Origin of the sequence: Desulfogranum marinum (genome assembly GCF_963675105.2) — a bacterium.
Taxonomy (GTDB): Bacteria; Desulfobacterota; Desulfobulbia; order Desulfobulbales; family Desulfobulbaceae; genus Desulfogranum; species Desulfogranum marinum.
Genome location: NZ_CAXXRO010000004.1, coordinates 1677455 through 1692362 on the forward strand (window position 1 = coordinate 1677455; position 14908 = coordinate 1692362).

A 14908-nucleotide genomic window follows, 5' to 3' on the forward strand; every position below is an offset into this window, starting at 1 on the left:
TTAAATGTTTTTTCGTTTTGCGCCCAGTACCGCCAGGCCTATAAAAGCGAGAACAACTACACCCGCCAGCCATTCAACCCCAGATGAGGTCATTGCCGTCGTTTCATCCTTGGTGTCCATTTTTTCCATTTTGTAGCCCTCCACAGTAGAGTCGTTTTGTTCACTTGACGCTGTTGTGTCCATCTCTGCTGCTTGGGCGGCAGATGCTTGTTCGGGTGCGCTCAGCTGCTGTTGGAGGTGCCGGCGTTTTTCCACTTGTTCATCAAGCGACGCACCGGCCATTTTTTCAATTGCTATCTTGAATGCCTCGACCATATCAGGACTTAATACCCCCGGCAGGGAGATAATAGAAACCACCATTTGGTTGAGCAAGGGATTGTTGCAGGTATGCTCGCAACAGGCGACACCTTTTTTAACCACGGAAACAGCATAAGTGGCAGCAAGTTTTTGGGTGACCTCCTTTTCCGGGTTCCAGTATGCTTTACGTATACTTTCCAGCATGCGAGAAGTGATGGATTGATGGGCCCAAGGGGAAGCCTGGTTGAAAAAGTGTTGCAGGCCCAGATCGTACTTGTCTTCCACATACACTTCATAGCTTTGCTGCCACTTGACGGCATCTATTTTCTCTGGTGTGGTTACCTGCCAGCCCCAGAGATATTCCACATAATTGGCCATTTCCCGAGCACCTGCATAGCCTTCCTTTTTCATACCCTCTATCCAGTGTGGATTAAGATACCTGCTGCGTATTTCCCTGCCCAGAGTTTTTGCAACATCCTCCACTTCTACCTGACCTGTTTGTTGTTGCCTGGTGACCATTGTTTTCGGAGTACGGCCTGAAAGGTGACGGATTGCCATGGATAATCCGCCGAGGTATTGGTAAAAGTCATCGTTATCAAGCAGGCCGTACACGTTGGATGAACGTGAGTGGAGCGCTACATCAACACCTTTGAGCTGTTCTTTGAGTAGTTGCGGGGCATCAAGTCCCCAGTGTTTTTCGCCAAAGGCAAAGCTGGTTCGTTTGCTAAAAACATCGACAATTTCCTGTTCACTCTCCCATATTCCTGAAGCTGCAGCCATTTCAGAAACGCCGTTGCCGTAGCTCCCAGGAGTCTCAGAAAAAATGCGCAGGCGGCTATATTCATCTGCAGCCTGTTCATCCATTCCCTGCGCCTGAAGTATCTGTTTCAGCTGTGCGGTATTTTTTCGAAGCAGGTTGTCCAAATCGGTCTGCCTTATGGCAAGTTGCACCCCTTGGTCGATTAACAGCATTTTGTCTGGGAAAAGATCGCGATAAAGCCCGGAAGCATTGACCATAACATCAATACGGGGGCGTCCAAGTTCTCTGCATGGGATGACCTCCACCCCGGTTACTCTTCCGCCACTGGACCAGGTAGGTCTTATGCCCATCAGATACAAAACGGTTGATTCGTTAACGCCTTCATTACGCAGGGTTTCTGTGGCCCACAGCACCACTGCCACTTTGTTGGGATAGGTCTGTGTGGTCTGTATGTGTTCGGCTATGAGTTGTTCTGCTGCTCTTTTCCCCAGTTCCCACGCTGCTGGAGTCGGAAGCTTTTGTGGGCTATGGCCGTAAAAGTTTTTTCCAGTAGGCAGGGCATTGGGGTTACGAATAGGATCATTCCCTTGGCCAGGAGAAACATATCTTCCGTCAAGCCCATTGAGCAGGGCCGTTAATTCAGCCTGGCCTGAATCCTGGAGCCTGGTGATAATATCGTTTGTTCGCTTTTCGGGGTGGTGTTGGATAATGCTTTGAGCAGTCTCGGCAGCTGCCTCGGTATTCATGCCTCTACCAAAGTGATGCATGCCGTAGGGCATCAGGTTTGCTTTGATTTCTTCCAGATAATGCCCTAACTGGTGCACCTGTACATCCTGCTCATTGTGGAGCTGAGCAGGAGGGACAGCTGCACCATGATACGCATCATGGTGCTGTTGACTTTCTGTTGTAACATCTTTCATGATGCCGGTGCTCTCAACCAGGTCCATCAGTTCGGCATACTTTACCGGAGCTGTATCGCTTGTCCTTGCCTTGGCACGTTCATATTCATTAATCAGCTCTGCCATGCGGCTATACTCTTGGTGCAGACCGGCTTTTTTTAAAGGCGGGGTAAGGTGGGAGATCATCACTCCCCGGCCTCTGCGTTTTGCCTGGATGCCTTCACCCAGATTATCAACGATATAGGGATACAGGTTAGGGACGTCTGCAATCAGTACTTCCGGAGAGCAGGCGGGTGATAACCCTGCCTGTTTGCCTGGGGTCCATTCATAGGTGGCATGGGTGCCGAGGTGAACCATGGCATCGGCCTGGAAACCGTGTGCAAGCCACAGATAGACTGCCAGGTACTGATGATGAGGGAAAATGGTGGTGTCGTGGTAGAGTTTCATTGGGTCATCGCTGAGACCTCGTACCGGTTCAGGCAGCAGCACCAGTTTGCCCAGTTGTACTGCCGGAATCAGAAAATTGTCACCATCCACCATCAGGGGCGTGTCTTCGGGCTGACCCCACTGATTGATAACCTTTTCCTGGAATGCCTGGGGGAGTTGCTTGAACCAGGCTTTGTACTGCTGGATGGGAAGCCTGAGGACCTGGGACGATTGGAGCAGGTTTTCTAATTCGCCCGGCGCCCATGAACCGATATTTCGGGCTGAGGTCATAATCAGTTGCTTGATTGTTTCTTTATCCGGGGCGTTGCCCACCATGTAGCCTTCAGCGGCCAGAGCAGAAAGGATGTTTTCCAGGCTGGCAAAAACATTGAGATAGGAGGCGCCGATATTTTGTTTTCCCTGGTGGTGGTTGTAAAAGAAAATAGCTATCTTTTTGTCATGGTTTGCCATTTGCTGGAGGGCGAGCCATTTTTTGATGCGGGTAATGATGCGAGTAATATTTTCTGTGATCGGTTGACTGAGATAGTAAGACTTACCTGTATCAGGATCACGAACCTGTTTTTTGGCAGTCAGTGGAGTGGGCTCAATCAGGCCTGAAATTTCGGGGGTGGCAATGGTCCAGGTAACTTCACTGCCGCCTATGCCCATGGGGCTTTGCCGCCACTGATCCAGTGTATCCTGATAGAGGCTTATTGCATTGATGATCGGGACATTGAGCTGGTCCAGCAAAACTGCAAGTTCATCGGTGAGAGCAGAGTAAAATTTAAGGGAAAGGGCTACAACCAGGTCAACTTGTGCTTTCCCTTGGTTATCAAGAAGAATATTTTCAATTACCTCCTGATCTTTACCAAAGCAGGGTACCGGGGTAAAACCGGCAGCCTCCAATTGGTTAATCAGTAAACGTATCGGTTGTTCCTGGCCGGGGGTGAGTGATGAAGAGAAAAAGAGCAGACCGACTCGTGGCTTTTTGGGAGAAAAGTTTGGGCGTGCCTGCAGCCATTGAAAGTATTGCTGGAGAGATGAAAAAGGTTCCGGTGCATCAGGGTGATAGAGTCCCTGTTGCACCTGCTTTTGTACCGGAGCAAAAGAGAGGGAGGCGTCAAAGTGACGGTGGGCGGCCATTAACAGCATGTTGCGCATGTTATTAACGCTGAGATGGCTGAAGTACTCGCCGAGTTGTTTGTCAAAAATAAACCCTAGCTTTTTAAGTGGCTCATCATCAATGGAACTACGCAGCGCGTAGATGGTTTTCCCTTGGAAGCCAATGTGGTTTTTTAGATATTCTTCCAGTTCCCGGCCCATGACATCAACAATGATTACTTTCGATTGGTTGATAGCTTTTATCTGCTTTTTATCGTCGGGTTGTATCTCTCCGGCAGATATGACCTTGATATCCACCGGAACTTCAAGTCCCTTTACGGCCTGGTTCGCAAGATAGGAGTCGCCGTCAATAACCAGCAGTGTCAGGTCTGCTGCCATCAGCAGGCATGGAAAAACAAGGGCAAGGACAAGGAAAGGCAGCGGTTTGAGATAACTCATTTTTCCATTCGTGCTTGGGCGCCTGCCAGAAGTGCTGCCAATCCTTTGGCTGTAATCTGCGGCAGGTTGTCCTGGATAAATGGTTTGAGCTCTGCATCCCTGCCGCCGGCAAGCTCAGAAGCTGTCGCCTGGATCCATGCGTCGATGCTGCTGGTATCTTCGATTATTCCACGTTCTACATCATCGCTTACAGTCAGGATCGCTTTCAGGAAATCGGCATACCTGGGCTCAAGGAGGATATGTTCCATCTCTGCCCGTAGAGGAGGAGCTTGTTGTGGATTTACCGCCTTGCTGCAGAGATCGTGAAGACTTATTTTTCGCTCCTTTAACCGTTGAAAGATAGAGCGTTGGGCGGTCAGGCCGTTTTGTTGATGCACAGCTTCTCTCACGCCGGCATACACCGCCCGGGCAATCAGTTCACCCATCTTGGTATGGCCGCCGGTGGAATCAATAGGATAGCCTTCACCCTGGACCACTATAATATTATCAGTCCCTGTGCCGGTTGCTTGATAAATTCGTGGTGAGTAGCTGGAGCGAATGTCAAGATCCTGAAGAGCTGCTGATTTGGCCTCGGTTGCGCTGATAAGAGCCCTGGTCATGGCTCTTGGCGACAGCTGCATATTGGTGAGCAGCATGATGTTGATAGTTCCGGGCTTGTTTATCGCTGCTTGTTCCGGTTCATAAAAGGAACCGGTGTCTTTGCTCATCCGGACACTGTTACTACTGACGCCGGCAGTGACTAAGGCGGTGACTTGCATCTCCTTGAAGCGCTGTGTTGCCACCGAGAGATTATCCATATCGGCACCTGTGAAAAGGATGGACGTCGATCCTTCCGGCAGGTGCAATGTTTGCAGGGTCTCTTGGCGCAGTGCCTCAATGCCTTGTCTGTGGCCAAGGCCCCAGGATGGTGGCGGAAAATAGTGGTTGGCAACAGTGGTGATTCCTTGTCTTTGTCCTTCTAGTGTAGACACGACGGTCATTGGATGCTTAAAAGTAACCGCCACCGTTTTATTTCGGAAATCTTTGATATTTGTTTCGATGATTTCCGCTTTCTGCACATAGTCAAGATCAAGAGCAAGTTTTTTAGTGCTGATAATTTCTTGGGCCAGAACAAAATTGTGTTCGTCGCCGAACTCCTGATTGTAGATACGAGCAGCTAACCAGGAAACAAAGTAGCCTGTGTGGGTGGCAGCTCTGCAGGTCAGATCGCAGGGAAAGAAAAAAACCTTATTGTTTTTTATCGCATCCACCTCGTTCCATTCAGGCTGATCAAGGATGCTCATGGTAGAGCGATCACCACCGCATCCATAAAGGATTTGTGGGTTGAACTCTTGCCACTGCTCCAGGGTGACCGGAACAATACTGCCGTTTTTATGCCATGTGGGGGCAATGCCGCCGGCCGCTCTGATAAATTCATTTTGAAACGAATCATCTCCAGGGGCCATAATCGTGTCCCTTCCCATGAGCCGCATCACCCGCTGCCGTTTTTCTTGTGGGATTTTGTCAACTTTATCGGCTATGACCTGCAATTGTTGCCTTTCCCGGTTGATAATTTTTGCAGCCTCTTTTTCTTTGTTAAACAACCTGCCTAGGAGTCTGATCTGGGCAAAACCTTCATCAATGGAGGTGGGGGTGAGCTCGACCATGGTGGCCCTGCCGTTAAAACGTTTGCGTACGCCTTGCTGGAGGTCAGCGTAAAAAATGAGGTCCGGTTCAAGGGCGGCTACTTTGTCTAGGTCTGGATTGAAAAAGCCGCCGACAGCCGAAATGGCTGAGCTTTGGGGCGGGAGTACTGAATGGTAGGTTATTCCATGTACTACCTCTTCAGCACCAATGCGCAGCAGGGCTTCAGTTATGGAAGGCACTAGAGAAACCACGCGCTGTGGTGGTTTTTCTATGGAGATTGTATTGCCGGCTGAATCGGTGAAGGAAAAGGGAAATACAGCTGTGTGTGCACTTCCAGGGAAAAGGAGAAACATCATAATGACGATGCCGAGGTTTTTTTTCATTATTTGCTGTGGGTTCGGTTTGTTGTTTGTCACAGAGACAGCCTGATACCATGGGGCTGGCAAAATTTTTATTGACGAGGGGGATCAGCAGCGGGATTTTCTTTTTCCGGAACATACACCATGGAACCATCCTTGAGGCGGTAAGCAACGCCAAGGCGTTGGCCTTTGCCTTTGGCCTTGTCCTTAGTCACTTTTATCGCTTCAATTTTTGTCCCTTTTTTGGTGATGATTTCCATTTCGCCATTGCTGGATTCCTTGGTAATGGTCAATTGTGAATCCTGACGAAGCAAATCTTCGAGGTGGTAGGTACCAAAGAGGGCAAGGAGGAGGCCGACAATAAAGACAAGGCCCAAATCAAAAAGGTTCGCTATTCCGGTCAATGGGTCGTTATCAGAGAGTCCTGCGCCTCTGTTTTGGGTACGTTGAAAATATCTCATTGTCTTTCATCTGGCCTGTTTACATAGTCGCCCATGATTATTTCTGCTGCCAGTTCCATATTTTTTACGTCTTCTTCTGTCCAGCGACGCTGCACCGTAAAAAAGAAATAGCTAACCAGCCCCAGCGTCAGCCCTACCACCGTAGTGGTAAAAGCAATCACTAAATCACCGGAAAGGCGGGTGAGGTCACCTTGGCTGAGTGCAGCAAGCCCGGTACCCATGGGAATGAGGGTTCCTATCAAGCCTAGTCCGGGGCCGATTCGTATCAGCATTTTTAGTCGGTCCAGGGACTTCCATAAGTGGTGTTCTTGTTCACGTAGCAGATGCGTCACTGCCAGGTCCGCATGGGGTTGCTTGGACAGCTCTATAAGCTGTAAACAGCATTGTCGGACAGCAGGCGGAAAGTTGGAGAACGTTTGATTGGTTAATGCAAGCAGGGGATCAATATCATTGGTCAACCGTTTGCGGTTTATCCACAGGCCACAAAAATTGCCGCTGTACATTATCAACCACAGGATAAGGGCTGACAAAAGGAACAGGACCGGAGTAAGCAGGGATGAGGAAACAAGATAAATAAACGATTTAAAGAGTGCTGTTATTTCCATGTTCGTATGTGCGCTTGTAGTGCATTCCAATTTTTTTGTAGGAGCTGCTCAACACTCCAACGAAAAAGGTTATTCCCATCACTATGAACAGCCAGGGAGAGGAGTGGTGATTGAGTGGAGCAAGGCCGGATTTACTGAGTCTGTAGATTTTATCAATATCGCTAAACTGAGGGACAACCAGGATGGTTATGAGAAAATAGAGCGCTGTTAGGACCATCACGGTGCCAAGGCCATGTATCGGCTCGCTGCTTTTCATGTAACTGACAATGAATGCGCTTATACAGCTGACAGCGAAAAAGCTAAGGTAAAGCCAGACAAACAACCAAGGGGTTTTCGGATATAACGCTTGCAAAAAACCGCCGATGAAAAGGATCACCGCAAAACAGACCGGACATGGAAGGGAGAGGAGTAGCCAGCCGGAGCTTTTGCTGCGGTTCTCCGGTGGTCGTTTTAAAAGAGCCGCCCCCCAGAGGAGAAGGAGGGCGGCAAGGAGACAGTGGAGGGTCATCCCGTTTTGAAGAAACAGCATGAAGCCCTCCAGGTGCTCCATCAGGTTGCCCTGATGGATGAGGTAGCCGGCAAGCAGGAAAGACAAAAGGTAGCTTACCTGGCAACAGCAGAAAATTGCCCATCGTCTGGGGCCTGTTTCCTGCTGCATGAGGTAGGAGAGACCGGCCCCGCTTTTCACTGCAAAAATTCCCAGTGAAAATGCAAGGCCGAGCAGTAATGATTTTAACTCCACTAATAATCCCAGCGCAGTCCGAGGAACCAGTTGATGCCAGGCATAGGATACCCTTTCACGTAGGCATACTCTTCGTCAAAAAGATTGCGTACTTCGCCGCGCAGGGTGAATGCCCCATAGGTATCAGACTCAAGAAAACGATACGAGGCAACGAGATCGGCAACTGTAGACGAATCAAGTTCAACAACCGGTGTAGGGTATGTTCCAGACTCCCAATCATTGACGTCTTGTTTACCGGCGTAAGCAACGTTAAACCGGACAAACGCACCTGCCCCATTGTTTACAACAAGGCCTGCTGATAGGTTGGTACCACTTACATAGAGTAGATCTTCACCGGTTTGGTCATCCTCATACTTGGTGAGAATAGTCATGCCGAGATAGGGTCTGACTTCCCAGGTCCAACCCATTGGTTCTCCGACATCGTAGCTGATCTCTCCCTCAAAACCGGCAATGGTCGCATCGCCAAGGTTTTTCCAGGTAGCTGAGCCGTCAGCAAGATAATCAGTGGTTATTTTATCTTCAAAATCGGTGTAGAAATAGGTCAGGGAGGCAGTAAGACTTTTGTGTTCAAAGTCGACACCACCCTCATAGGTATTGCTTTTCTCTGGATCGAGATCAGGGTTGCCTACTGTTCTGGTACCAAAGCTGGTAAAATCGGCTGCCAACTGGTCGGCAGAGGGCATTGTAAAGGCCTCTGCATACTGGGCACGAAGTTTCAGTTCGTCGGTAACCATCCAGGCAAGGCCAAACTGCGGGGTTAATCGGTTTTGATCTTCGTCTCTGCCTGCGGGCTCTTTTACTTCAACTTCATACCAGTCGTAACGCAATCCTATGTTTGCGGTGACAGCATCATCGGCAAAACTTGTTTTGCCTAACAGAAATAATGCTGGATTGGTATAGGTGGTTTTTGTTGGAGTCCATGTGTTTTCCACATCATAATCGAGCCAATCAAATCCCGCGGTAAAGGTGGCAATATCAAATGTTCCGGTAACCTGTGCCTGGGCTCCCTGTTGATCTGTTTTGTTGGATGAATCTATGCCGGTATCCCAGCCGGATGCATTGGAGGCAGTCGGACTTTTCCATGTGTTTTCATCCTTACCGAAAAAATAACGTACCATCCATTGATACTGATCATTATCCGTACCCCCATTATATCTAGTATCAATGGAGTAATTGTCCTTGTCTGTGGTATTATCAAGGTCGGGATTGCTGAAATAACCAGGATCACCCGCATCATCTGCATCAAAACCGGTGAAAATGACGCCCAGCCGATTGGTATCTGAGAAGGAGTAACCAAGATTCGCACTTATGCCGGTTTCATAGTTATTCCCTGTGTTTTCAAATCGATCACCGCTCCCGGTGTCATAATCGCCTTCGGTTCTGTAGGTATAACTTCCTGCAAAGTCAAAACCGTTTTGATTAACAGTTCCACCAATAGAGCCTTCTCCAGTGTCAAAACCGCCACCACCGGCTTCTACAAAAGCACTGTTGAGCTCACCTTGCCGGGTGATGATGTTTACCACACCACCCATACCCGCAGACCCATATTGTACGGCTCCCGGGCCACGGATTACCTCGATTCGTTGGACATTTTTGGTCATCAGTTTGGCCACGTTACCGGTACCCGCACGTCGGCCATCCAGTAGAATGAGGACCTTGCCCTGCAAGTCGTTACCATGGGTATCGGTACGAAATCCTCGAATGCCTATGGAGGTGAGGTTGCCGGGGTATTTTTGAATGTGACCAAGTCCTTTTTCTGCAAGCAGGTCGGCAACATTACGGCTTGGTGATTGCTCGATTTCTTCTCGGTTGACGACAGTGAGATTGGCGCTGACTTGTTTTTTTGTTTCAGCGCTACGGCTTGCTGTAACAACAACCTCATCCATTACAGTGGGTTGTGAGGGGGTGGTTGCACTCATAGCAGTTTGAGCATGGAGGCAGGACAGGATGGGAATAAGTAGAGCGGGGTAATACTTCTTCATTGTTATTTCTTCTCCTTTTTAAGAACGGATGCCCGGAGAGAAATAAAAAAATCCCCGGACCAATTAGTACTACATTGATCCGGGGATGCCCTGATTTAAATCCACAGATGCCTTTGAATCTCTTGTCCACGGAGATTCTGGAAACATGGAAGCCTATTGAGTAATAAGGAGATGTGCGTGGTTCCATGCGGTACCTTTTTTTGCGGTACCATTGTTCAGGTAGGTCTTCTGACTATCCCCACTTTCAACGGCCTTCCCGCTTTGGAGCAGTGGCACACATGGTTGAAAGCATTTTTCCTTATTTGTTTATAAGGAGAGGTTTACAGCGGCGGGCCCGTCCCGGATTTACACCGGGTTCCCTTTTAAAGCTTGGTTGTAAGCACCTGAAACAAACAGGAAGCAAACAACAAAACGGGAAATAAGGCAAGCTTTTTTTATAGTTAAATCAGTGTACTACTGAGTGGTATCCAGGGGTGTTTTTTTGTAATTGCCTCAATCACGCAAGAGGAAAAAATGTGGAGAATTTATTATTGGAGGTAACCGAGGTTGTTCATTGACCAGTAAAATCTTGCATTGGGGGGTACAAAGATAACAGTGTTTCTGTAAATAGCACTGTTAGCCCGGATTTCTCATCAATAAAGTTTTTCGCAGGGCAAGGCACAAGCCGCGCAGCTGTAGTAAACTACCGCAAGTGGCTTGTAACGTAGATCCTGCGGAAAAATCTATTGACCCAAAGGGGGAACTTTTTGATTTAAAACAAAAAACACACTGTTAATAGCACAGGTTAAATTTTAGCTAATAATATCAATTGGTTGGGTTTGAAATCAAAAGGTTCATGAGAAATTCGGGTTAGAGATTTTCTCTCCTCCGGCGGTGGTCAACGATGGTGAGGTTAAAGGTCTGGGCAGGGCACCGAAACGGCAAGAAGTGGAAGGTTGGTTGGGGGTAATAAAAAAAGAAGATGCTGGAAAAGGCTGGTAAATGGTTATCATTTTCCAGCCTTTTTTTATATTATTTACAAGGTGTTGAACCCTTGAAAACGGGTTTGTGCACTGAAAGAAAGGAGCTATCCTTCAGTGTATCCCTGGGGATTGGAAGATTGCCAGCGCCAGGTATCTTCGCACATTTCAACCACCCCCCTTTTTGCTTCCCAGTTCAACTCTTTCCGTGCTAAAGAGGGGTCCGCCCAACACTGGGCAATGTCGCCGGGTCGGCGGGGAGCTATCTTGTATGGAACCTGCTTGCCGCTGGCTTTTTCAAAGGCACTGACCATATCCAATACTGAGTAGCCTTGGCCTGTACCAAGGTTGTAGGTAACCACCCCAGGGTTTTTTGTGAGTTTTTCCAACGCACGCAGATGTCCAACGGCTAGGTCAACCACATGAATGTAATCACGGACACCGGTTCCGTCTGGTGTGGAATAATCATTGCCAAAGACCGAAAGTTCTGCGAGCTTGCCAACTGCAACCTGAGAAATGTAGGGCATAAGGTTGTTGGGAATACCGTTAGGATCTTCTCCTATTTGACCGCTTACATGCGCACCAACAGGATTGAAATAACGCAGCAGGGCAATGTTCCACGTTGGGTCCGGTACGGCCAAGTCCCGCAAAATTTCTTCGACCATCAGTTTGGTTCGCCCGTAAGGATTGGTGCAGGAAAGAGGAAAATTTTCCATGATGGGAACGGTTGCAGGATCGCCATAAACGGTTGCAGAAGAACTAAATACTATATTCTTGACGCCAAACTCCTGCATCACCTTACAGAGGTTAAGCGTACCTGTTATATTGTTATGGTAGTAAGCAAGCGGCTTTTCCACAGACTCGCCTACGGCCTTGAGGCCGGCAAAATGGATGACGGCATCTGTATCGGTTGCCTTATCAAAAACTTCTCGTACCCCCTGTTCATCAAGTAGATCTGCTTGAAAAAAATCGATAGACGAGCCTGTTAATTTTTCCACTCGGTTGATGGATTCCCTGGAGGAATTACTGAGATTGTCTAAAATGGTAACCTTGTGGCCGGCTTCAAGTAGTTCAAGGCAGGTATGGCTACCGATGTAACCGGCACCACCTGTGACTAAAATATGCATTGTATACTCCTGTGGTGGGAATAAAAAATTAACGCAAACTGGAATAATACCAAGTATAATAATGGGTTTGTGAAAAAAGGGCATTGGTTTTTATATCTGTATAGATATTAACTATATATGCCGGTCTGTTTAATTTCTCCTGATATAATTTTACTTTCTATCGGAAACGAGAGGGGCGGTGGGAACGGTTTGCTGTATAAAGTAACATTTGCAATCACTTTTTTTCTGATTTCACTGCTGTCGATTAAATTATCCACAGTTAAGTCCGCTTCCGGCTTTTCAGTGGCCGATAGGTCGCTTGATTATACTGGTGTCTCCTGGGTAATTATTGGTACCCTTGTCGGTGGCATTTCAACAATAGGTACGGTCCAGACGGCCTATACGCATGGGATCTCAGCCTGGATATTTACCCTCGGGAGTGGTGTCTCCTGTCTTTTGCTGGGGTTATTTTTTGCCAAAGGGTTGCGCGAGGCTGGAGTCGTAACAGTGTCCGAATACCTGGGGCGCGCTTTTGGAAACCGTTTTCGCTCTTATTGCAGTATCGTTAATTCGGTCGGCATGTTTATTCACATCATCGGACAATTTTTGGCATCCATTGCCATTCTTCAGGCAGTGTTTCATTTTAGTGCCGGTTGGGCTGTGTTGTTAACCAGCATATTTATTGGAGTTTTCGTTATTAACGGTGGTATTGCCGGGGCTGGGTTGATCGGCAAAATTAAATTTTTCCTGTTGTATATTATCATGCTGGTGAGTGCTGGTGTGGCTTTGTACCGTGGCGGGGGCCTGGAAAATATTCTTTCATGCCTGCCACCAGGTGCTGATATGCTCAGTTTGCGTCATTATGGTCTTCAAGCAGCATCTGTTCATATGGCATCCATGGTTGTCGGAGTCCTCTCTACTCAGATATATCTACAGGCTATTTTTTCTGCCGGAGACGTGAAGGAAGCGAGAAACGGCGCTTTCCTCAGTGCTGCGGTGATTCCTCCCCTCGGACTGTTAGGTATTGTTATTGGGTTGTATTTGCGAGCGAATTTTTCTGAAATCAGCGGTGGTACGGCTCAGGCTCTTCCTTTTTTCCTCTACCATAGCTTTCCGCCCCTTATTGCAGCTTTTTTTTCTGCTGGCATCCTGCTGGTTGTGCTCGGTACCGGAGCAGGGTTATTGCTTGGCGTTACCACCAATATATACAACGATTTCATAGACCGGAAAACAAAGGAACATCACCTTTTAAAGCCGTTGTCATTGCTCCGTGCCTTGACTCTTTTTATTCTTTTTTGCGCAGCGATGCTGGTTTTTACCGGGCTGGATTCGGCAATCCTTAAATGGAGTTATATGTCAATGGGGTTACGTGGCTCTGCTGTGTTTGTGGGACTTGTTATTCTGGTTTTTTTCAAAAAATTGTCGCGCTCGAGATGGGTGGTTTGCTTGCTGTATCTTATTCCGGTGGTTTATGTGTTGATGAATATCAATTTGGTCGGAGAAAGCTGATAATCGCTTTTTTAAAAGCCCAATGACGGAGGATTGTTAGGCTGGATTAAATGTGGTGTGCCTTGGCTGTTGAGGTTTTCTATGTATACAGTATGATGCCTGTGACGGATGAATCTTTTTTCTCTTCTTACCTGATAGTTAGTTATTATGATGTTACCCAAACTCACCCTTGCCGACCTTGCCCGTTCCGGACATGTTACGCGCTGGCATAGTGTTCGTACCTCCAGAGATCAGACACTGGCAGAACATCACTACATGGTCACCCGTATCTCCAACAAGCTTGCCAAAGATATCATTGGGCCTGATTTGTCCGATACCGATCTGCTGCAGATTATGGAATACGCCTCACTTCACGACACACCTGAACTCCTTACGGGTGACTTGCCAAGCCCGCTTAAACAGCATATTGAGCATTTAAGTGGAGATAATAATCCCATTGAGGCCATAGAAAGAGAGATTGCTCCCTGGTTGTTTGAGATGAAGGAGGCCATCCGTCGTGAGCACCCAGAGTATCTGCTGATTGTGAAGCTTGCCGATATAATTGATGCCCTTGTTTTTATTACTGATGAAGGTATCGGAATACATGCAAAAAAGGTTATTGAACTTCTTTACCAGATGCTTGAAAATAAACTCAAACAAGGAATAACCACTTTTCCCCAATATAATTGGCGGCGAACAATTGATTTGCTCAACGAATTGTTGCAGAATGCAGAGGAATCAAAGGTGGCTTTCGAATTGCAGCCATAAGCGGCGCTCCTATTGCTTTGTGGAACCAAGTTCTTTGTTCACCTGAGTCCACCACCTTTGTTGTATCTTCGGTGAATAGTAGAGCGATGTGTCCTGATCGAATGCAGTATGTTGTTTCAGTATCTCTTCGTTATAACTGTTGATAATGTCTTGAATCCAGACAATGGCAAGCCGTTGCGCCTCCATCGCCGTATTGCCCACGATGGGTAGCCCTTTGCGGTAATGGCTCTTTTCTTTGGTTATCTTTTGCGCTGTAATTTCCAGTAACGCAAAGTGAATTTGTTCGTGTTGAAGGACGTAGCCTTTTTTTGCTGCAGGTATGTTTGGATTCCACCAAGAATTTTCCGGTATGAAAACAGCTTCAAATGCAAGATTGTCGATGTCGGCAAAGTACAGAGGAACCCCATTAAAAGAGCTTTTCCTTACCATGATTTTCGTGGAACTTTTGGGGCGTATTTGTACACTGGAACGGGCATTGAAATGTTCTTCCTGCCCGTTTGTACCTTCTTGCAGCGATGGCGCACGAAAATCTTTTTGTTGCAGTTGCCGGTATGCGAAAAAAGTTGTGGGCTGTTTTGATGCCGGCCGAATCTTCGGGGCCGCATACTCAGGCAATTGGGCACAACTGGATAAAAGTGCTACTACAAAGAGCAGGGAGAAAAGGCGAGCTTGATTGGAAAAAGCAAAAGGCGTGGGAGCCAGCGAGCTGGTTGCAAGAAACAAGCGCAGTAGAGTGCCGGGATTGTCAGGAGGACGACTTGCTGCTTGTTTCCAGAGGAGCATTGGTCTAAGCTTGTACGCAGCAGAAGAGAGAAGTGATGTGTGTTAATTGAGGACAGTGCTTCTTTTTTTGATAAAAAAAAGGCGTAG

General features: G+C 47.6%; 10 protein-coding genes and 1 riboswitch. Of the genes, 2 read left to right on the top strand and 8 right to left on the bottom strand.

Going from position 1 to position 14908, the window contains the following annotated elements:
- The 7 genes from ACHZCY_RS16145 to galE all read right to left on the bottom strand — a co-directional run bounded on the left by ACHZCY_RS16145 (position 1) and on the right by galE (position 11803).
- On the bottom strand, positions 1–3942 hold the full coding sequence (locus tag ACHZCY_RS16145; RefSeq protein WP_319549633.1) for a cobaltochelatase subunit CobN: 3942 nt from the start codon (positions 3940–3942) through the stop codon (positions 1–3).
- Positions 3939–5951, bottom strand: a complete 2013-nt coding sequence (locus ACHZCY_RS16150) for a helical backbone metal receptor (protein ID WP_319549634.1) — start codon at positions 5949–5951, stop codon at positions 3939–3941. Before ACHZCY_RS16150 ends, ACHZCY_RS16145 begins: the two co-directional genes overlap by 4 nt.
- Before the next feature lie 68 nt (positions 5952–6019).
- Entirely contained in the window at positions 6020–6388 is a 369-nt protein-coding gene (locus ACHZCY_RS16155) for a DUF2149 domain-containing protein (RefSeq protein ID WP_205223509.1), read from the bottom strand.
- Positions 6385–6993, bottom strand: a complete 609-nt coding sequence (locus ACHZCY_RS16160) for a MotA/TolQ/ExbB proton channel family protein (protein ID WP_319549635.1) — start codon at positions 6991–6993, stop codon at positions 6385–6387. Before ACHZCY_RS16160 ends, ACHZCY_RS16155 begins: the two co-directional genes overlap by 4 nt.
- Positions 6971–7735 (bottom strand): DUF2162 family putative transporter, encoded by a 765-nt coding sequence (locus tag ACHZCY_RS16165; RefSeq protein WP_319549636.1) that lies wholly within the window; start codon positions 7733–7735, stop codon positions 6971–6973. Before ACHZCY_RS16165 ends, ACHZCY_RS16160 begins: the two co-directional genes overlap by 23 nt.
- On the bottom strand, positions 7735–9717 hold the full coding sequence (locus ACHZCY_RS16170; RefSeq protein WP_319549637.1) for a TonB-dependent receptor plug domain-containing protein: 1983 nt from the start codon (positions 9715–9717) through the stop codon (positions 7735–7737). The genes ACHZCY_RS16165 and ACHZCY_RS16170 overlap by 1 nt, the downstream gene beginning before the upstream one ends.
- 201 nt (positions 9718–9918) lie before the next feature.
- Positions 9919–10119: riboswitch (cobalamin riboswitch) on the bottom strand.
- A 664-nt stretch (positions 10120–10783) separates the two neighbouring features.
- Positions 10784–11803, bottom strand: a complete 1020-nt coding sequence (galE, locus tag ACHZCY_RS16175) for a UDP-glucose 4-epimerase GalE (protein ID WP_319549638.1) — start codon at positions 11801–11803, stop codon at positions 10784–10786.
- Between the two features lie 189 nt (positions 11804–11992).
- Between galE and ACHZCY_RS16180 the strand changes: the two genes are divergently transcribed.
- Positions 11993–13291 (top strand): sodium:solute symporter family protein, encoded by a 1299-nt coding sequence (locus ACHZCY_RS16180; protein WP_319549639.1) that lies wholly within the window; start codon positions 11993–11995, stop codon positions 13289–13291.
- A gap of 147 nt (positions 13292–13438) precedes the next feature.
- Positions 13439–14038, top strand: a complete 600-nt coding sequence (locus ACHZCY_RS16185) for a YfbR-like 5'-deoxynucleotidase (RefSeq protein ID WP_319549640.1) — start codon at positions 13439–13441, stop codon at positions 14036–14038.
- 9 nt (positions 14039–14047) lie between these two features.
- Here ACHZCY_RS16185 and ACHZCY_RS16190 read toward each other — a convergent pair whose 3' ends face one another.
- On the bottom strand, positions 14048–14821 hold the full coding sequence (locus ACHZCY_RS16190; RefSeq protein ID WP_319549641.1) for a hypothetical protein: 774 nt from the start codon (positions 14819–14821) through the stop codon (positions 14048–14050).
- Positions 14822–14908: the final 87 nt, after the last annotated feature.

Bases quoted from the DNA above. Each gene is read 5' to 3' on its own strand.
- ACHZCY_RS16145 (WP_319549633.1), bottom strand. From the start codon at position 3,942: ATGAGTTATCTCAAACCGCTGCCTTTCCTTGTCCTTGCCCTTGTTTTT.
- ACHZCY_RS16150 (WP_319549634.1), bottom strand. From the start codon at position 5,951: ATGAAAAAAAACCTCGGCATCGTCATTATGATGTTTCTCCTTTTCCCT.
- ACHZCY_RS16155 (WP_205223509.1), bottom strand. From the start codon at position 6,388: ATGAGATATTTTCAACGTACCCAAAACAGAGGCGCAGGACTCTCTGAT.
- ACHZCY_RS16160 (WP_319549635.1), bottom strand. From the start codon at position 6,993: ATGGAAATAACAGCACTCTTTAAATCGTTTATTTATCTTGTTTCCTCA.
- ACHZCY_RS16170 (WP_319549637.1), bottom strand. From the start codon at position 9,717: ATGAAGAAGTATTACCCCGCTCTACTTATTCCCATCCTGTCCTGCCTC.
- galE (WP_319549638.1), bottom strand. From the start codon at position 11,803: ATGCATATTTTAGTCACAGGTGGTGCCGGTTACATCGGTAGCCATACC.
- ACHZCY_RS16185 (WP_319549640.1), top strand. From the start codon at position 13,439: ATGATGTTACCCAAACTCACCCTTGCCGACCTTGCCCGTTCCGGACAT.
- ACHZCY_RS16190 (WP_319549641.1), bottom strand. From the start codon at position 14,821: ATGCTCCTCTGGAAACAAGCAGCAAGTCGTCCTCCTGACAATCCCGGC.